Here is a 17,387-nt window from a genome sequence, read left to right as displayed (position 1 = left end):
GCTTTTGGCTCTTGGCTCTTGGCTGTTGGCTTTCCCTTCTCCCGCGTGCGGGGGAAGGTGCCCGTAGGGCGGATGGGGGGAGCTCTGGCTCTGGCTCTGGCTCTGGCTCTGACTTTGGTTTTGGTTTTGGGCTTTGGCCTGCTCTTAGAATCGCCCGCAACCCCACCCCACAACCGCACGCCGGAGAGGGGCGTGGGCCACAACCAGAGCCCAAACCAAAACCAAAACCAGAGCCGGAGCCAAGGCCAAAAACAAAAGCAATAACCAAAATCCAAAAGCCAAAAAAAAGGCGGAGATGCTATCTCCGCCCGCACAAAAGAGAGAACAACAAAAATCAGCTGCGACGCGCGCAATACACCGCGTGCCCAGGCAATACCAGCTCGCCAGTTTCAACACCGCCCGCAACGGGGCCCGGCAGCGCCAAAGCCTGCCACTCACCTGCCGGCAACGCATGCCGCACGGTCTCGCCCGACAGATTGAAGGCAAGCAACAAGGTCTCATCACCCGCCTGCCGCTCAAACAACAACACCGGCTCAGCACTATCAAGGAAGCGAATCGAACCCTCGACCAGGGCCGGATGCGCCTTGCGCCAGCTCAGGAAGCTGCGGAAAGCATGCAGCACCGAATCGCCATCCACTTCCTGCGCCTGCACCGACAAAGCCCGATGCTCGGCAGGAATCGGCAACCACGGCTTGCCGGTTGTAAACCCAGCCAATGCCCCATCAGTCCAAGGCATCGGCGTACGACACCCGTCGCGCCCCTTGAAGTTCGGCCAGAAGGTAATGCCATACGGGTCCTGCAGCGCTTCGAACGGCACATCCGCTTCACCCAGACCCAACTCCTCGCCCTGGTAGATACACACCGAACCCCGCAACGAGCACACCAACGCAGCAAGCATCTTAGCCAGCGACGGCTTGGCCGGGTGCCCGCCCCAACGCGTCACCGCACGCTGCACGTCATGGTTGGATACCGCCCAGCACGGCCAGGACTCGCCCATTGCCGCTTCCAGCCGCTCGACGGTGCCGCGAATATAGGCCGCGCTGTAATCATCCACCAGCAGCTCGAAGCTATAGCCCATGTGCAGCCGGCCCGGCGCGGTGTACTCGGCAGTCGTCGCCAGCGAATCCTCCGACGATATTTCGCCCAGCGTCACCGCCTGCGGGTACTGGTCCAACAAGGCACGCAGGCGTTCAAGGAAACCAATGTTCTCCGGCCGGGTGTTGTTGTAGTAGTGGTACTGGAACGCATACGGATTGTCCGGGCTGAAACCGCGGCCAATACGCTCGCTTTCGGGTTTCGGCGGGTTATCGCGCAGCTGCGCGTCATGGAAACAGAAGTTGATCGAATCCAGACGGAAACCATCCACGCCACGATCCAACCAGAACTTCACGTAGTCCAGAGTCGCCTGCTGCACTGCCGGATTATGGAAATCCAGGTCCGGCTGCGAGGCCAGGAAGTTGTGCAGGAAATACTGCCGACGCCGCGGCTCCCACTGCCATGCGACGCCACCGAAGATCGACAGCCAGTTGTTGGGCGGCGAGCCGTCCTCGCGCGCATCGGCCCACACATACCAATCGGCCTTGGGGTTGTCGCGGCTCTCGCGGCTCTCCTTGAACCATGCATGGTCAATCGACGTATGACTGAACACCTGGTCGATCATCACCTTCAGGCCCAGCGCATGCGCCTTGGCCAGCAAACGATCGAAATCGGCCAGATTGCCGAACAGCGGGTCCACATCGCGGTAGTCGGCGATGTCATAGCCGAAATCGGCCATCGGCGACTTGAAGAACGGCGACACCCAGATCGCATCCACGCCCAGCGAGGCCACGTACTCCAGGCGATCGATGATGCCCGGCAGGTCGCCAACGCCATCCCCATTGGTATCCAGGTAGCTGCGTGGGTAAATCTGGTAGATGACGGCACCGCGCCACCATGGAGTCTTGGACATCGAACGCCCCCCTACGGGCTTCAGAGCCCGTGTTTCAGGGCCGCGAAATGTATGCCGGCCAGCTTAGCGTTGGTGCTTTGCCGGCGGTGTTGCTTGCATACGTATTCACTGCGCAAAGGCCCGGTTCTGTTCGGTTTTCGGCCCCGACGGGCCGCCTGCGCCCACACCGCCTATAATCCCCGGGTACCCCCTGAAGTCTTCCTATGAGCATCGCTGAACATATCCGCCCCGCGCTGGGCCTGCCTGCCATCCAGACCCTTGCCGCAGCGGACATGGCTGCCGTCGATGCCCTGATCCGTCGCCGCCTGTCCTCGGACGTGGTGCTGATCAACCAGATCGCCGACCACATCGTCTCGGCGGGCGGCAAGCGCCTGCGGCCGATGCTGGTGATGCTGGCCGGCCATGCGGTCGGCGGCGCCGGCCCCGAGCACCACCAGCTGGCGGCGATCATCGAGTTCATCCACACCTCCACCCTGCTGCACGACGACGTGGTCGACGAATCCGACCTGCGGCGTGGCCGCAGCACCGCCAATGCTCTGTGGGGCAATGCCCCCAGCGTGCTGGTCGGTGACTTCCTGTACTCGCGCAGCTTCCAGCTGATGGTTGAGCTGGAGCGCATGGCGGTGATGCAGATCCTGGCAGATACCACCAACCGCATCGCTGAGGGTGAGGTGCTGCAGCTGCTGCACGTGCATAACCCGGACACCGACGAAGCCGCCTACCTGCGCGTTATCGAGCGCAAGACCGCGGTACTGTTCGCCGCCGGCACCCGCCTGGGCGCGCTGGCCACCGGTGCCGACGAGGCCGTGCAGCAGAAGCTCTACGACTACGGCATGCATCTGGGCTATGCCTTCCAGATCGCCGACGATGTACTGGATTACTCAGCCAATGCCGACGAACTGGGCAAGAACCTGGGCGACGATCTGGCCGAAGGCAAGGCCACGCTGCCGCTGATCCATGCAATGGCGCACTCGGACGAAGTGGTCCGTAATCGCCTGCGCGAGATCGTGCAGGACGGCGATGCCAGCGCGATGCCGGAAGTGTTGGCCGCGATCCACGCCACTGGTGGATTGGAATACAGCCGCAAGCGCGCCGTTGAATACGCCAACGCCGCCGAGCAGGCGCTGGAAGGCCTGCCGGAAACCGAAGCCGTTGCCGCCCTGCGCGGCCTGGCCCGTTACGCCATCGAACGCAGCCACTGATCGCAATGGCAGGCCTGCAGCAGTTCAACGAGGACGAACGCGCCGTGCTGTTGGCGGTGAAAGGCGTGGGTGCCACCGTGGTTTCGCGCTTGGAGCAGTTGGGGTTTCATTCCCTGCAGCAGTTGGCGGAAGCCGAAACCAGCGATGTCGTCAGCCAGGCATCAGCGATGCTGGGCAGCAGCTGCTGGCGCAATAGCCCGCAGGCGCGGGCGGCGATCAACGGGGCGATCGAAGCGGCGCGGAGCCGGGCGTCGTTGTAGGAGCGCGTCAGGCCGCGAGGCCACGGTTGCTCCCGGCGCTACCAAAGGCGAACCGCCAGCAGCGCATCCCGTGCGGACTGCGGTTGCCGCGATGTGACGGGAAACCCGCTTCGGGGCTTACGCGGCTCCCACATCCCTGCACCCTTTTGATTTGCGGGTTAAGCCCCTGCCCAGCATGGCTCGGCACTACCGCTCCCTCCCTTTGCCGTAGGCAAGGGGAGGGTTGGGGAGGGGTAGCTTTACCGCTTCTGATCTTGCTCTGGCTTCGCGGCTTACGCCGCTCCTACAAAACATCGCTGGTGAAGCCTCTGCCGAGCATGGCTCGGCACTACAGGCCCCAGGGCATTGCTGGTATAGCCCCTACCAAGTGTTAGTCGCCCAGGCGCTCTTCCAGGAAGTTATCCATCATCTTCCAGGCGCGCTTGGCGGCGCGTGGGTCGTACAGGCAGCCCGGCGGGCTGTTGGCGTCGGACTCGGCGAAGCAATGCACCGCGCCACTGAAGTTGACGAACTGCCAGTCGGCCTTGGCGGCATCCATCTCGCTGCCAAAGTTGGCGATGTCCTCTGCAGTGACGCCGCGATCAGCCGCACCATTGAGTACCAGGATCGGTACCTTGCCGCTGCCGGCTGCTGCCGGAGCTGGTGTCGACAAGCCACCGTGCAAGCTGACAACGCCCGCCAACGGCATGCCGGCGCGGGCCATCTCCAGCACGGTGGTGCCGCCGAAGCAGAAACCCACGGCGGCGATCTGCGATGCATCCAGCGGCACCTTGCCAGCCTGTGCCTTCAAGGCATCCAGCGCCGCAGCCGCACGGGCGCGCAGCAGCTCCCTGTCCTCACGCAAGGGCTTGGAAGCACCAGCCGCCGCATCGTTGTCCTTGGGCCGCACGTTCTTGCCGTAAACATCGGCAACCAGCACCACATAGTCATCGCCGGCAATCTGCTCGGCCTTGGCAATCGCCGAGGCGTTGACGCCGCGCCAGTTCGGCACCATCACCACGCCCGGTCGGCGCGCATCGCCGTCATCGTCGTAGACCAGCACGCCACTGAAGGTGGTGCCGTCGTGCTGCCACTCCAGCGGCTGCGACTTCATCGCGGCCCATGCTGGCGTTGCCGCCAGTCCCAGCATTGTCACTGCAGCCCATCGCCACTTGTTCATGCCTGCGCTCCTGAGAAGAGGACGGAGGCATCCTGTCGATATCGCCTCCCGTGGCGCATTGTGCATTGGCGGCGTTACGCAGGTGTGCTTGGATAGGCACCCCCCACGCATCCATCTGCATATGAACCTTGTCGACACCTTCCTTTCCGGCCTTGTGCCGCGCCTGCCAGCAGACGATGCCCCGATGTGGCGCTGGGTGGAAGGCGCCAGCCAGGCAGACCTGCAGCGCCTGCGGCAGCAATGGCCGCAGGTGCCGGCGAGCCTGCTGGAGCTGCTGGCGCAGGTGGATGGCAGCCACTATCGGGACTACCCGCAGGGTGAGGTCAACGTGCTGATGCTTGGCTCGGACGTCGGCGACGGCAGCTATCCCTACTACCTGCGTTCGGTGCAGCAGATCTTCGAGGACAGCGCGCAGTGGGACGACAGCATCCGTTCCATCTACGAAGAATGGCTGGACGATGAGCCGGAGATTCTTGGTCCCGGCATCGATGCCGACGTGCCGATGGGTAGGCGCCTGTGCTTCTCGCACTGCATGAACAACGGCGGCACTTCGATGCTGTACCTGGATTTTGATCCTGCCGACGGCGGCATCAGTGGCCAGGTCGTGCGCTATCTGCACGACCCGGACAGCTATGCGGTGATCGCACCCAGCTTCGATGCCTACCTGCAGCAGCTGATCGACGGCGGTTACGCGTTCACCGACGAAGAAGAGTGATCTGCAGGTAGTGGGTGGCGCCGGCTGACAGTCAGCGCCACCTCGGCCAAGGCCTTACAGGATGCCGATACCCGGGATCGCACTGATGCTGTCCGGATCAAATCCGGCCAGCTCGGCGAAGTGCCGTCCGCGCGCCACATAGTCCTTGTAGGCACCAAAGCTCGGCGCGCCCGGCGACAGCAGCACCACCCCGCCCTGCTCGCCCAATGCGGCGCGCGCCAGTTCTACCGCATGCGGTAGATCGGTCGCGGCGTGCAGGCCAAAACCGCCCGTCTCTGCCAAAGGCGCGAGCAGCGTATTGATGCGTGGACCGTTGTTGCCCATGGTCACGATCTCGACCGGCGCGTTGTCGCGCATATGCTCGGCGAAGTCCTGCCAGTCCACGCCGCGATCGTGCCCGCCGACCAGCAAGGCGATGCGCTGCCCGGCGAAACAATCCAAGGCGGCCAGCGATGCATGCGGCGTGGTGCTGATCGAATCATTCACCCAACGCAGTCCATCGCGTTCGCCCAGCAGCTGCAGGCGATTCGGCAGAGGCCGGAAACTCTGCACCGCAGGTGCCAAGGCAACCGCATCCAGACCAAGGGCTTCCAGCGCGGCCAACACCGCACACAGGTTGCCACGGTTGTGCCGGCCGGGCAGCGGTGTGTTCGAGGTATCGAACACCGCTTGATTACCGCGATGCACGACTTCGCCGACCATATGCCAGCCTTCGGGCTGGTTGAACCAGATGATCTGGCTGTGCGGCAGCTGCAGCGCGCGCAGGTGTTCTTCTGCCGCATTGAGCACAGCCACGCGCGGATGGCCACCGGTCACAAGCGACAGTTTGTCGTCGATATAGCGCTGCTCGCTGCCGTGCCAGTCCAGGTGCTCCGGAAATATGTTCAGCACGATGGCCACATCCGGCCGCGTGCCGCTGCGGGCGACTTCGCCGGTCTGGTAACTGGACAGTTCCACTGCCCAGTATTCCGGCGCTGGTTGCGGATCCAATGCCTCCAGCAGCGGCAGACCGATATTGCCGATCAGGCCGGTGCGATGCCCGGCCGCACGCAGCAGATGCGCCAGCAGCGAGGTCGTCGTGCTCTTGCCCTTGGTGCCGGTAACGCAGACCGTGTTCGGCAGCGTGCCATCGGCATCGGCATGCTCGCTGAACCACAGCGAGGTACCACCAATGAACTGTGTGCCTTGGGCAAGTGCATGCTGCGCCTCGGGCTTGTACGGACTGATGCCCGGCGACTTGATCACCACGTCGAACGAAGCCAGCAATTCGCCACTGAGCTCGGTTTCAACACGCAGGCGTGCATCGCCAAGTGCAAGAATTTCCTCTGCTTCAGCAGCAGAACAAAGCACCGTCAAACGCGCAGGAAACCGCTCCTGCGAGTCACCGCTGACGACTCCCCGTTCCCGATCACGCAGCGCGTGATAGGCCGCGCGGCCCTCACGCCCCCAACCCCACAGCGCGACGCGTTTGCCTTCAAGCTGCGAAATTCGCACGCAGACGCTCCCACAGTGCTGCCGGGATGCGGTGCTCGCCATCAAATACCAGCAACGGTTCAATCTGCAGTTCGTCCGCCGACAAGGTCGGCTGGATCAGGCTGGCGAAGCGCTTGACCAGCACGTCTTCCTTCCAGTCCGGACGCGTTGCCAAGGTCGCCATGGCAGCGCGCGATTCCTTGCCTTCGCCCACGCACTCGAACGGTTTGTGGTCCTGGAACTCCAGCAGTGCGTCGTAGCCGCCGGCCTGTTCCATGTCGTCCAGCAGGTTGCGGCCGAAGATGCGCACCAGGCGGATCTTCGGCATGAACGGGGCCAGCGCCAGGAACACGAAGTGGCACTTCGGGCAGACGCCACACCAGCGGTTCACCGGGCGCTCGCCGAGGATGTGAAAGTTGCGGTTGCAGCTGGAGAAGTGCGCGTCGTAGAAATCGGTCTTGGCGAACTGGCGGGCAACCGCCAGTTCCGACAGCGGACGCAGCAACGAGTAATAGTTCAGGTCGGCGGCAATGTGCTGCTGCACGTATTCGCCGAACGCCTTCTCGAACGCCCAGCCCTTGGACCACTGGTGGTTCACTTCACCGGTACCGGCGATCTGGCTGCCGTAGCTGGCCGAGCGCTCGTTCGAGAACACCACTTGATCCACGCCCTGCACCACCGCAGCCAACACCATGATCGCCGAGTTCACCGCGGTGACCGGGATATGGCCGTTCCATGCGCCCTGGCGGTTGAGCTCGAACAGCTCCGGTGCCAGCGTGCGGCCGATATTGAGGGTCGGCAGGCCGGTGCGCTCGGCACAGGCACGGATCAGCTGCGAGCCGCCGATCCAGGTGACGGTTTCGGCCACGCCGGCATTGCGCAGGGCTTCGATGCTGACCAGAGAGTCTTTGCCGCCGCCGATGGCTACTAGGGCGTGGTGGGCCAGGCCAAGTTCAGGAGCAGAAGCGCCCTCACCCCCTGCCCCTCTCCCGTAAACGGGCGAGGGGAGTAAAGCGGGGAGCTTGAACCGGTCGCGCAGGTTCAGGCCGTTGCGGTAGGCGAATTCACCGAGACCGTTGAAGTACACCGTTTCCACCAACGCAGCGGTGGCCGCGTCGATGGCGTAGCTGTCGATGCTTACCTGCGCCGGCACCGCTGCCTTGTAGTAGCTGACACCTGCAATCAGGTGCAACAGCTGCAGGGCGCGTTGCACCGCGGCCGCGCGTTCGTCGTCCAACTGGAACGGCGCGCCCGGCACAGTGACGGTCTCGGTCAATTCCGGACCGTCGTCGAAGGCGTATACCAGCCGCGCCACACCGGTGTCCGCGGCGAAATCGCAGCGGACGAAGCGGAAACGGGAAACCTGGTCTTTATCAAAAGCTGTCATGGCGTATCCGGAAATCAAACTGGCCGTTGCGCGTCAGCGCGCAACGGACGACAAAGGTTTTCGCAGCAAACAGACGTCATTGCACATCATCAATGACGTCCTCGCGCGGCAAGGCGCGTTGGTTATAGGTACTGGCCATGCTGAAACCATAAGCACCAGCATCGGCAATGACCAACACATCGCCCGGTGCGGTTGCCGCAGGCAGCTTCACCCGCTCGGCGAACACATCGCTGGATTCGCAGATCGGGCCGACCACGCTGAAATCAACATCGCGCTCGGCATCCAGGCGCGACAGGTTGGCGATATCGTGCCAGGCGTCGTACAGCGCCGGGCGCAACAAGGCGTTCATGCCGGCATCTAGGCCAACGCGACGCACGCCATCCTTCTCCACCACCTGCGAGGCATGGGTCAGCAGCACGCCGGACTCGGCCACCATGAAGCGTCCCGGCTCGATCGCCAGCTGGAAGGCAGGATGCACGGCCTTGATGTCGGCCAGGCCAGCAGCCCAGGCTTCCAGATCGAAGGGCTCGTCATCATCACTGTACGGCACCGGCAGACCGCCGCCGATATCGAGGATCTCGACGCTGCCGATGCGGCGCGCGAAACCGGCCATTTCATCGACCATCTGCTTCCAGTGACCGCTGTTCTCGATGCCGCTGCCCAGGTGCGCATGCACACCGGTGATGCGGATATCCAGCGCGCGGGCGGCGGCGATGAACTCATCGACGCGCTGCGCGGACAGACCAAACTTGGAATCCTTGCCGCCGGTGTTCACCTTCTTGTGGTGACCATCGCCGTGACCCAGATCGATACGCAGCCACAGCGAGCGGCCACGGAACACTTCCGGCCAATGCTTCAGCAGCTCGACGTTGTCGACAGTGACAGTGACGCCACGCGCCAGCACCGCCTGGTATTCGGTGATCGGTGCGAAGCTCGGGGTGAACAGCACGCGCTCCGGAGTGATACCCGGCACCGAGGCGAACACCAGCTCCACCTCGCCCTGCGACACGCATTCCAGACCGAAACCTTCAGCAGCGAGCGTGCGCAGGATCTCTGGATGCGAGTTGGCCTTGATCGCGTAGAAACGGCGGTCAATCGCCGGAATGGCCTTCAACTGGCGGGCGCGCTCTCGCACCTTGTCCAGATCGTAGATATAGGCCGGCGTGCCCTGTGCAGCCAGCTCCAGCAGCTTCCTCTGCTTGGCCGGTGCCTGCCACCACGGCGTCTGCCGCGGACGGATGCTGCCGATGATTTCGCGCCAGCGCGGGCCGAATACCTGCTCTTCGTAAACCGGCATCGCACCGCTGTCGATCAGCTCCGCGTGCAGGATCGGCAGCAGCCCATCCGCATCGGCCTCGTCGATCACGAAGGTCAGGTTCAGGTCGTTGGAGGACTGCGAAATCATGTGCACGCGCTCCTTGCCGAACGTGGCCCACACGTCGGAGAGCTTGTACAGCAGCGAGCGCATGCCGCGACCAACCAAGGTGATGGCTGCGCACGGCACGATCACCTTGACCTTGCAGATCTGCGACAGGTCGGCCGACAACGCGGCCAGCACATCGGTGTTGACCAGATTCTCGGACGGGTCCAGCGACACGGTGACGTTGGTCTCGGCCGAACCGATCAGGTCCACCGACAGGCCATGCTTCTTGAACAGGTTGAACACGTCGGACAGGAAGCCGACCTGCTGCCACATGCCGATGCCTTCCATCGAGATCAGCACGATGCCGTTGCGACGGCTGATTGCCTTGACGCCCGGCACCGGCTCGGCGGCACCGTCGATGCTGGTGCCCGGCATGTGCGGGCGCTCGGTATCGAGGATGGCCATCGGCACGCCGGCATCGCGGCAGGGCTTGATCGAGCGCGGGTGCAGCACCTTGGCGCCGGTGGTGGCGATTTCCTGCGCCTCGTAATAGTCCAGGCGGGTCAGCAGGCGTGCGTCCGGCACGTCCTTGGGATTGGCGCTGAACATGCCCGGCACGTCGGTCCAGATTTCAACGCGGCTGGCGCCGAGCAGCGCGCCAAAATAGGCGGCCGAAGTATCCGAGCCGCCGCGGCCGAGGATGGCGGTGCCACCGTCGCCGTGGCGGGCAATGAAGCCCTGGCTGATCAGCATGCGGGTGGGCTGCGCCGAGAAGCGCTGCTTGAAGTCACCGCCGCCCTGCCACTGGCAGTTCACCGACAGGCGTTGCGACCACTCGGTCTGGTTGGGTGCGGGCGGCAGGGCGTTCAGCCATTCGCGCGCGTCCATCCAGCCGAAATCCAGGCCGTTGCTGCGCAGGTAGGCGGCACCGACGCTGGAGGACAGCAGTTCGCCCTGGCCCAGCACTTCGGCCTGCCAGTCCAGCGGACGGCTGGCCGCGCGCGGGTCGTCGAGCAGCGCCTGCAGCGCGGCCAGGCGTTCAGCCAGCACTTCGCTGCCCAGTTCCAGCTCGGCGAGGAATTCATTGTGGCGGGTGACCAGCGCGGCCACGCGCTCGCGGCTGTCGACGGCGCCGTCGGCAATCGCGGTCAATTCGTTGGTGACGCCTGACAAGGCCGACACCACCACCAGCACCCTGCCACCGGTCTCGTCCGCACGTTTTTTCGCCAACTGACCGATCGTGTTCCAGCGATGACGACGCGACACCGAGGTGCCACCGAACTTCAGGACGATCCAGCGATCAGCAATTGGGGAAGCAGACATTGGCTTTGAGGATTCACAAGTGGGAGAAAGACCCGGCAATGCGGGCGGAACCCCCGATTCTATGCCAAGGCCGTTGTGCCGGGACGGCTGAGTTACCAGCGATACCATCGCCGCCCGGCCTCCCCTCCCGGGATGCAGAAAGTAGCATTTGCAACGATTCGGGTCATCTTTGGGTGAATGGGGCCGGGTTGAGGGCTATGGCTATGGCTATGGCTATGGCTTTGGCTGCGGCTCCCGCTTTGGCTCCTGCCTTTAAAGGCCGTCATTCCCGCGCAGGCGGGAATCGCTCCTGCTCCTGATCTGGCTCTGGCTCTGGTCTTGGCAAAGGGCAAAAGCACAGAGCGATTACCGCCAACGCGGGAATGACGATTCACTATGTTGAGGAATGCCCCAAAAGCCTTGCCACCTCTAGCACTTTCACCCCACGCCCCTAAGCTGAATCCAGCCCCGCCACACCCCACACCCCACACCCCAAAATCAAAACCCAAAGCCAAAGCCACCCCAAAACCCATGCCTCCACGCCGTTATCTGCAACTGGACGTCTTCGCCGCCCGCCCCGGCAGCGGCAACCCGCTGGGTGTCATCCTCGACAGCGATGGCCTGGATACCGCCGCCATGCAGGCCCTCGCCGCCTGGCTGAACCACTCCGAGACGGTCTTCTTCCTGCCGCCGGACGAGGGCGCCAGCTACCGCATCCGCATCTTCACCCCCAGCAGCGAGTTCCCCTTTGCCGGCCACCCCAGCGTCGGCGCGGCGTGGGCCGCAGTCACTTCGGGCTTGGCAATACCAATTGGCGGCCAGTTGATACAGCAATGCGCTGCGGGTCTGCTGCCAGCGCAGGTAAGCGGACCTGAAGACGCTCCCACCATCCTGTTGGCCAGCCCTCCCGCCAAGCAGCTGCAGACCACGCCGGGCGCTGTACCAGGTCAACTGCAGGCATTGCTCGCTCCCGGCAACACCCCCGAGCTCTGGGACAACGGCCCACGCTGGTGGCTGTTGCCAGCCCGCGATGCCGCCAGCCTCCGTGCACTGGTTCCAGACATGCCCGCAATCCGTGCCTGGAGCATCGCCACCGGTGCGACCGGCGTTGCGGTGTTTGCGGCCGAAGCCGGCCCAGACCACGCCTTGGTGGTCCGTGTATTCTGCCCGGCAGATTCGGCGAGCGTGCCCGAGGACCCAGTCACCGGCAGTGCCAACGCGCTGATCGCCGCGTGGCTGCAGCAGCGCGGGCAGTTACCGGGAAATAGCGGCAACTACGTGGCCAGCCAAAGCCGCGAAGTGGGGCGCGATGGTCGCGTCCAGATATCAATCGACGCGCAAGGTACGGTCTGGATCGGCGGTCAGGTACAACCGGTTATCGCCGGACAGGTGCACTGGTAAGCTGCCCAGCCGTCGCTCGGAACTGATCCGTAATGTCTGTTCGTCGCTATCTGCAGTTGGACGTGTTCGCCGCCCGCCCGGGCACCGGCAACCCGCTGGGTGTCATCGTCGACAGCGAAGGTCTGGATGATGGCGCCCTGCAGGCCATCGCCGCCTGGCTGAACCTGTCCGAGACCATCTTCTTCCTGCCGCCCGACGAAGGCGCCAGCTATCACATCCGCATTTTCACTCCCAAGGGTGAACTTCCATTCGCCGGCCATCCCAGCGTCGGTGCCGCCTGGGCCGCCGTGGAGCTGGGTTTGGCCACGCCCGACGACAATGGCCAGCTGATCCAGCAATGCAAAGCCGGTCTGCTGCCGGTACGGGTACAGGGCGGCCGCTGGTTCCGCCAGATCCACGTGCGCAGCCCGCAGGCAGAGCGCCGCGATACCACCCTCGATGCCCTGCCCGAAGGCCTGGCGGCGTTGGCCAAACCCGGCCACAGCCCGGAACTCTGGAACAACGGCCCAGACTGGTGGCTGCTGGAAGCCGGCAGCGAGGCCGCCCTGCGCCGCTACAAGCCGGAGCTGGCCGCCATCGGCGCCATGCCAGGCCGCGGCAAGCTGGCGGTATATGCGCCGGCTGACCGACCGGATGTGGGCTACCAGTACGTGGTGCGTGCCTTTGCACCCGGCGTTGGGGTCAACGAAGACCCGGTAACCGGCAGTGCGAATGCACTGGTTGCCGCGCAGTTGTTGGCGCAGGGCCGGATCAAACCCTTCCAGCAGTACCAGGCTAGCCAGGGCCGCGAACTCGGCCGCAATGGTGAGGTGCGGGTGGAAGTGGATGCAGAGTCCAACATCTGGATTGGTGGTGAGGTGCAGCAGGTTATTGCTGGGCAGATTGAGTGGTGACGGGCATCCAACAGGACGCAGCGATCCGCTTTTTCTTCTCCCGCCTGCGGGAGAACAAAGGGCCCGCCCCCGCGAAGGCGGGGGTGCCCCGTAGGGGCGGATGAGGGGAAGCGTGCGAAGCACGCATGCCTTTGCTGTTTTTCTTTGTGATCCCTCAACCGCGCAAAAGCCAGAGCAAGCGGACTTCGTCCGCCCCCCTCACCCCAACCCCTCTCCCGCAAGCGGGAGAGGGGCTAAGGCAAAAGCCAACTGCAACTGCCAAAGCAACGGCCACGGCCAAAGCAACAGCAACAGCAACAGCCTCACAGCATCCGGACATCCCATGACCACCCGCCGCTTCCTGCAACTCGACGTCTTCGCCCCCCGCCCCGGCACCGGCAATCCACTGGCTGTGGTACTCGATGCCGATGGCCTGGACGATGCCGCCATGCAGGCCATCGCCCGCTGGACCCGTCTGCCTGAAACCACCTTCATCTTCGCCCCGACCAAACCCGGCACCAGCTACGGCATCCGCATGTTCGCGCCGCAGAAGGAGGTGCCGTTTGCCGGCCATCCCAGCGTCGGCAGCGCGCATGCCGTGCTTGAAAGCGGCGTAGCAACAGCCATCGACGGACAACTGGTACAGGACGGCATTGCTGGCCAGTTGCCTTTGCAGATCAACGAACACGACGGCATCCGCACCATCGCCATCCGCACCCCGCGCGCCTCGGTGGCCGAGATCGTCACTGCGGACGATCCACGCCTGCAGCCTGCCATCACCGGCTGGTCGCTGGGCATGCTGCCGCCGGCCTTGATGGATGGCGGCCGCCGTTGGTGGGTTGTCGAAGTCGCTGATGAAGCCGAACTTCGCGCAATCAAACCGAATTGGGAGGCGATCGCCACGCTCGCTGAATCCACCGGCGCGATGGGCGTGTTCGCCTATGCACGCGCTGCTGGCGACAACTACCAACTGGTGGTCCGCGCCTTCGTAGGCAACGGCCGTCGTTTTGAAGATGCTGCTTCCGGTGCCGCCAATGCGGTGTTGGCCGCCTGGCTGGACGAGCGCGACGCCCTGCCCGGCGTGGACAAGCGCTATACCGCCAGCCAGGGCCGCGAAGTCGGTCACGATGCCTTGCTGGAATTACGCATCGACGCACACGGCGATGTCTGGTCCGGTGGACAGGTGCAGACGGTGATCCGCGGAACCATCGATTGGTGATGCGGTCAGAGTCTCACCAATAGCCGATCACGACACGGAGTTCGGAATGCGCAGATGGATCTCACTGCTGATGCTGTTGTTCGCCTTCACCGCGTGCGCTGCGCAACCTTCGGCGCAGCCGACAAAAGCGCTATTCGTTGGCAACAGCCTCATCTACGTGGGTAACCTGCCAGCGACCTACGCTGCGCTCAGCGCCGCCAATGGCCATCCGCTGCAGAGCCAGATGATCGTCAAAGGTGGCGCGCTACTCGACGAACGGGTTGCGGATGGCTCGGTTCAACGTGCATTGGCCGAGCATCGCCCGCAACTGTTGGTCCTGCAGGAACAAGGCGGCGCCCTGCTGTGCTGGCCCGACGAAGCCGCCTGTGCAAAATCGCAGGCGGCGATCAGGACGCTGGCAAAAGCCGGTAGCGACGCAGGCGCACGCGTACTGCTGCTGGGCAGCTACCAGGCACACCCGGCAGCATCAGCTCGCCTGATCGCCAAGGAAGCGGCAGCTGCAGAACAGGCCGGTATTACCTATGTGGCAATCTCCGAGGCACTGCGTAGCACCTCGGCCGCAGCCCCCGACCTGCAGTGGTATGACGCCGACGGCATGCATCCCGGCCCGGTGCTGACCTTGCTTGATGCCATCCAGCTGTATCGCGCCCTCCACGGCCGCTTGCCCGAGCATGGCTTCTCGGTGGAAGCACCGATCTACCTACCCAAAAGCGGGCTCGATGCGGGTTTGCGCAATGCCGACGCCAGTGCACCGCTTGCCGACACACCCACCCATATCACCTATCCAGATGCGATGATCCAGCGCATCAACGCTTTGCTCTCACCCACACAGCCCTGACAACGAGTTAGCCATGCCGCATCTCACTATCGAACACAGCAGTAATCTCGCCACCGCGATTACCCCGGCACTGCTGCGCGCCGTCAACCATGCCCTGCTTGGCACTGGCCAGTTCGAAGAGGCGGATATCAAATCGCGCGCAGTGGCGTTTGACTGCTTCGCGGTCGGCACCAGCGGCAGCCCGCGAGGCTTTGTGGCTGCACGACTTGCGATACTCAGTGGCCGCAGTGCGGATATCAAACGCGATGTTGCCAAAGTGCTGCTGTCAGCACTCGAATCACTCATTGCCGCTGGCGAGCTGGAACTGCAGATCAGTGTCGAGATTGTGGATATTGATCGCGACAGCTACGCGAAGACATCGACGGCCTGACACTGCGGAAGCCGCCGCCACAAGACATCATCGCAACTCAGCAACAGCCCCCAAGCGATGCCGAACACGACGCGGATATCCGGCTGATTCAGCCAAACCCCTGAACCTGGAACCCAAACGGACACCTGCCATGACTGCCACACGTTTCCATTCGGTGTCGCCATTCCTCGGTGTTGATGACCTGCCCGCAGCCGTCGCGTTCTACCGCGACAAGCTTGGCTTCTCGTTGGCGTGGGAATGGGGTGAACCCGCTGAAATGGCCTCTGTCTGCCGCGACGAGGTTGAGCTGACCCTGGTCACCCGCAGCGATGCAAAGCCCGGGGGAATCAGCCGCCTGTATCTACATATCGATCAGATCGACAGTTACCACACACTGCTGCAGGAAACGGGCGTGGCCATCACCGTTGCCATAGCCGACCGACCGTATGGCATGCGCGATTTCAACGTCATCGACCCCGCAGGTAATGTGCTGTGTTTCGGGCAGGCGTTGCCTGCGAGCTTGTAGGAGCGGCGTAAGCCGCGAAGCTCGTACTGGGTCTGCCAGCCCATTGCCTGCAATTGCAGGTGGAATGATTGCGGATGGAATTTCAGCTGAGCGGCGTACGCCGATCCTACGACCGCGATTTTCTTGCCAATACGTAACCCAGCCAGGCGAACGGGAGGTAGGCCAGCAGCACGTCCAGCACTTCAAACCAGCGTGGTGCTGGCAACATGAAGCAACTGGCTATGCCGCCTGCCAGAAACAAGAGGCCGATCAGCAAGGCCGGTAGTTTGCTGGTGCGACCGACGATCCAAGTTGCCAGCAATGCTCCGGCCAGTGTGCCCAATGCATGGGCCAGGAAAGGAAACAGGAAATGGCGGGCCTCGAACAAGGGCATTGCGGCCTGCAGACCTTCAGTCGTGCTGGTGTCCGCTCCTGCAGGCGGTGGAACCAGGTGTCCGCCGAGCACGATCAGCCCCATGTTCACCGCGCTGCCAGCGATCAAACCCAGCACTACCGCCAGCAAGCCTTTCAGAAATGCACGCATCACCTGCTCCCCACCCGTCCGATGATGGGCTGAGTATGATCCAAGCCTCGCCTTGCCGCTCGCCTGGAGTTCCACGTGTCCCACCGTCCCCTGCAGACTTACCGGGGCAGCTGCCATTGCGGCGCTGTCAGCTTCCGCATTGAAACCGACTTCCCGGAGCTGACCACCTGCGACTGCTCGATCTGCCGGCGGAAGAATGCGCTGATGGTGAAAGTGCATGAGTCGGCGTTCGAGTTACTGTCCGGGCAGGAGGTTTTGGTGGAGTATCAGTTCCATACCCTGACCGCGCACCACTATTTCTGCGGCACCTGCGGTATCTATCCGTTCCATCGCAAGCGGGTTACCCCGGACTACTACGGGGTGAATGTGTTCTGCCTGGAGGCGTTTGATCCGGCGGGGATTCCGGTTCGGGCGACCGTGGGTGCGGGAATGGCCTGATCAGGTAACTGAAGTTCGCCCTCGCCCTAGCTTTTTGTTTTAGCTTCGGCCTCGGCTTCGGCTTTAACTCTGATTTTAATTCTGGTTTCAGCTTCGGTTTTCGCCTTTTGGCTTTTGGCTTTTGGCTTTTGGCTTTTGGCTTTTGGCTTTTGGCTTTTGGCTTTTGGCTTTTGCTCCAATGCCGTCATTCCCGCGGAGGCGGGAATCGCTCTGCTTTTCGCATTTTGCTCTGGCTCTGGCTCTGGCTCCGGCTCCGGCTCTGGCTCTGGCTCCATCCCTTCTCCCGCCTGCGGGAGAAGGTGCCCCGCAGGGGCGGATGAGGGCAGCATTTGGCTTTGGGCGTATCGCTCCTACCCTAATTGCGGCATGACCGAGGCAAAGCAGAACTGCACGGCGCTCCGCACCGCCCTCT

17 protein-coding genes are annotated in these 17,387 nt (G+C 63.4%); 10 read left to right on the top strand and 7 right to left on the bottom strand.

Annotated features, from left to right (window positions below; translation table 11 throughout):
* Window positions 1-334: 334 nt before the first annotated feature.
* Window positions 335-1,948, bottom strand: a complete 1,614-nt coding sequence (locus ACVOK8_RS07440; RefSeq protein WP_481566275.1) for an alpha-glucosidase — start codon at window positions 1,946-1,948, stop codon at window positions 335-337.
* A gap of 203 nt (window positions 1,949-2,151) precedes the next feature.
* Between ACVOK8_RS07440 and ACVOK8_RS07435 the strand changes: the two genes are divergently transcribed.
* Both ACVOK8_RS07435 and ACVOK8_RS07430 read left to right on the top strand, forming a co-directional pair.
* Window positions 2,152-3,150, top strand: coding sequence for a polyprenyl synthetase family protein (locus tag ACVOK8_RS07435; RefSeq protein ID WP_481566274.1), 999 nt, complete (start codon window positions 2,152-2,154; stop codon window positions 3,148-3,150).
* Window positions 3,151-3,155: 5 nt separating this feature from the next.
* Window positions 3,156-3,410: a helix-hairpin-helix domain-containing protein gene (locus ACVOK8_RS07430; protein ID WP_481566273.1), complete on the top strand. Its 255-nt coding sequence runs from the start codon at window positions 3,156-3,158 to the stop codon at window positions 3,408-3,410.
* A gap of 370 nt (window positions 3,411-3,780) precedes the next feature.
* Here the strand turns inward: ACVOK8_RS07430 and ACVOK8_RS07425 are convergent, their stop codons facing one another.
* Entirely contained in the window at window positions 3,781-4,569 is a 789-nt protein-coding gene (locus ACVOK8_RS07425) for a dienelactone hydrolase family protein (RefSeq protein WP_481566272.1), read from the bottom strand.
* Window positions 4,570-4,690: 121 nt separating this feature from the next.
* On the opposite strand from ACVOK8_RS07425, the gene ACVOK8_RS07420 reads away from it, so the two are divergent.
* Window positions 4,691-5,284 (top strand): SMI1/KNR4 family protein, encoded by a 594-nt coding sequence (locus ACVOK8_RS07420; protein ID WP_481566271.1) that lies wholly within the window; start codon window positions 4,691-4,693, stop codon window positions 5,282-5,284.
* Between the two features lie 54 nt (window positions 5,285-5,338).
* Here ACVOK8_RS07420 and murD read toward each other — a convergent pair whose 3' ends face one another.
* The 3 genes from murD to ACVOK8_RS07405 form a co-directional block, all read right to left on the bottom strand.
* A complete protein-coding gene (gene murD, locus ACVOK8_RS07415; protein WP_481566270.1) occupies window positions 5,339-6,778 on the bottom strand; it encodes a UDP-N-acetylmuramoyl-L-alanine--D-glutamate ligase in 1,440 nt (479 codons plus the stop codon).
* Complete coding sequence (murL, locus tag ACVOK8_RS07410) at window positions 6,759-8,144, bottom strand: UDP-N-acetyl-alpha-D-muramoyl-L-alanyl-L-glutamate epimerase (protein WP_481566269.1); 1,386 nt, start codon at window positions 8,142-8,144, stop codon at window positions 6,759-6,761. The genes murD and murL overlap by 20 nt, the downstream gene beginning before the upstream one ends.
* A 76-nt stretch (window positions 8,145-8,220) precedes the next feature.
* Window positions 8,221-10,830, bottom strand: a complete 2,610-nt coding sequence (locus ACVOK8_RS07405; RefSeq protein ID WP_481566268.1) for a bifunctional aspartate kinase/diaminopimelate decarboxylase — start codon at window positions 10,828-10,830, stop codon at window positions 8,221-8,223.
* A gap of 510 nt (window positions 10,831-11,340) precedes the next feature.
* Between ACVOK8_RS07405 and ACVOK8_RS07400 the strand changes: the two genes are divergently transcribed.
* The 6 genes from ACVOK8_RS07400 (at window position 11,341) to ACVOK8_RS07375 (ending at window position 16,014) form a co-directional block, all read left to right on the top strand.
* Window positions 11,341-12,210, top strand: a complete 870-nt coding sequence (locus ACVOK8_RS07400) for a PhzF family phenazine biosynthesis protein (protein WP_481566267.1) — start codon at window positions 11,341-11,343, stop codon at window positions 12,208-12,210.
* A 32-nt stretch (window positions 12,211-12,242) separates the two neighbouring features.
* Window positions 12,243-13,103, top strand: coding sequence for a PhzF family phenazine biosynthesis protein (locus ACVOK8_RS07395; protein WP_481566266.1), 861 nt, complete (start codon window positions 12,243-12,245; stop codon window positions 13,101-13,103).
* Between the two features lie 322 nt (window positions 13,104-13,425).
* Window positions 13,426-14,301 carry a PhzF family phenazine biosynthesis protein gene (locus ACVOK8_RS07390; RefSeq protein WP_481566265.1) on the top strand — a complete coding sequence of 292 codons (876 nt, stop codon included), beginning with the start codon at window positions 13,426-13,428 and terminating at the stop codon, window positions 14,299-14,301.
* Window positions 14,302-14,347: 46 nt separating this feature from the next.
* Entirely contained in the window at window positions 14,348-15,139 is a 792-nt protein-coding gene (locus ACVOK8_RS07385; protein ID WP_481566264.1) for a hypothetical protein, read from the top strand.
* Window positions 15,140-15,152: 13 nt separating this feature from the next.
* Window positions 15,153-15,509, top strand: a complete 357-nt coding sequence (locus ACVOK8_RS07380; protein WP_481566263.1) for a 5-carboxymethyl-2-hydroxymuconate Delta-isomerase — start codon at window positions 15,153-15,155, stop codon at window positions 15,507-15,509.
* A 130-nt stretch (window positions 15,510-15,639) separates the two neighbouring features.
* The gene (locus tag ACVOK8_RS07375) at window positions 15,640-16,014 is read left to right on the top strand and encodes a glyoxalase superfamily protein (protein ID WP_481566262.1); all 375 of its coding nucleotides are present in this window, start codon (window positions 15,640-15,642) and stop codon (window positions 16,012-16,014) included.
* Between the two features lie 106 nt (window positions 16,015-16,120).
* Here the strand turns inward: ACVOK8_RS07375 and ACVOK8_RS07370 are convergent, their stop codons facing one another.
* Window positions 16,121-16,537 (bottom strand): hypothetical protein, encoded by a 417-nt coding sequence (locus ACVOK8_RS07370; RefSeq protein WP_481566261.1) that lies wholly within the window; start codon window positions 16,535-16,537, stop codon window positions 16,121-16,123.
* A 75-nt stretch (window positions 16,538-16,612) separates the two neighbouring features.
* Between ACVOK8_RS07370 and ACVOK8_RS07365 the strand changes: the two genes are divergently transcribed.
* Entirely contained in the window at window positions 16,613-16,975 is a 363-nt protein-coding gene (locus tag ACVOK8_RS07365; protein WP_481566260.1) for a GFA family protein, read from the top strand.
* A 26-nt stretch (window positions 16,976-17,001) separates the two neighbouring features.
* On the opposite strand, the gene ACVOK8_RS07360 is transcribed toward ACVOK8_RS07365, so the two are convergent.
* Complete coding sequence (locus tag ACVOK8_RS07360; RefSeq protein ID WP_481566259.1) at window positions 17,002-17,250, bottom strand: hypothetical protein; 249 nt, start codon at window positions 17,248-17,250, stop codon at window positions 17,002-17,004.
* Window positions 17,251-17,387 lie beyond the last annotated feature (137 nt).

This window comes from Stenotrophomonas sp. STEN083 (assembly GCF_056759195.1).
Note: the sequence above shows the minus strand (reverse complement) of the source record. Positions and strands in the feature narration are given on the sequence as shown.

Coding starts and splice junctions, on each gene's coding strand:
- ACVOK8_RS07440 (WP_481566275.1), bottom strand. CDS start 1,948: ATGTCCAAGACTCCATGGTGGCGCGGTGCCGTCATCTACCAGATTTAC.
- ACVOK8_RS07435 (WP_481566274.1), top strand. CDS start 2,152: ATGAGCATCGCTGAACATATCCGCCCCGCGCTGGGCCTGCCTGCCATC.
- ACVOK8_RS07375 (WP_481566262.1), top strand. CDS start 15,640: ATGACTGCCACACGTTTCCATTCGGTGTCGCCATTCCTCGGTGTTGAT.
- ACVOK8_RS07425 (WP_481566272.1), bottom strand. CDS start 4,569: ATGAACAAGTGGCGATGGGCTGCAGTGACAATGCTGGGACTGGCGGCA.
- ACVOK8_RS07430 (WP_481566273.1), top strand. CDS start 3,156: ATGGCAGGCCTGCAGCAGTTCAACGAGGACGAACGCGCCGTGCTGTTG.
- ACVOK8_RS07380 (WP_481566263.1), top strand. CDS start 15,153: ATGCCGCATCTCACTATCGAACACAGCAGTAATCTCGCCACCGCGATT.
- ACVOK8_RS07390 (WP_481566265.1), top strand. CDS start 13,426: ATGACCACCCGCCGCTTCCTGCAACTCGACGTCTTCGCCCCCCGCCCC.
- ACVOK8_RS07360 (WP_481566259.1), bottom strand. CDS start 17,250: ATGGAGCCAGAGCCAGAGCCGGAGCCGGAGCCAGAGCCAGAGCCAGAG.
- ACVOK8_RS07395 (WP_481566266.1), top strand. CDS start 12,243: ATGTCTGTTCGTCGCTATCTGCAGTTGGACGTGTTCGCCGCCCGCCCG.
- ACVOK8_RS07400 (WP_481566267.1), top strand. CDS start 11,341: ATGCCTCCACGCCGTTATCTGCAACTGGACGTCTTCGCCGCCCGCCCC.
- ACVOK8_RS07405 (WP_481566268.1), bottom strand. CDS start 10,830: ATGTCTGCTTCCCCAATTGCTGATCGCTGGATCGTCCTGAAGTTCGGT.
- murL (WP_481566269.1), bottom strand. CDS start 8,144: ATGACAGCTTTTGATAAAGACCAGGTTTCCCGTTTCCGCTTCGTCCGC.
- ACVOK8_RS07420 (WP_481566271.1), top strand. CDS start 4,691: ATGAACCTTGTCGACACCTTCCTTTCCGGCCTTGTGCCGCGCCTGCCA.
- ACVOK8_RS07385 (WP_481566264.1), top strand. CDS start 14,348: ATGCGCAGATGGATCTCACTGCTGATGCTGTTGTTCGCCTTCACCGCG.
- ACVOK8_RS07370 (WP_481566261.1), bottom strand. CDS start 16,537: ATGCGTGCATTTCTGAAAGGCTTGCTGGCGGTAGTGCTGGGTTTGATC.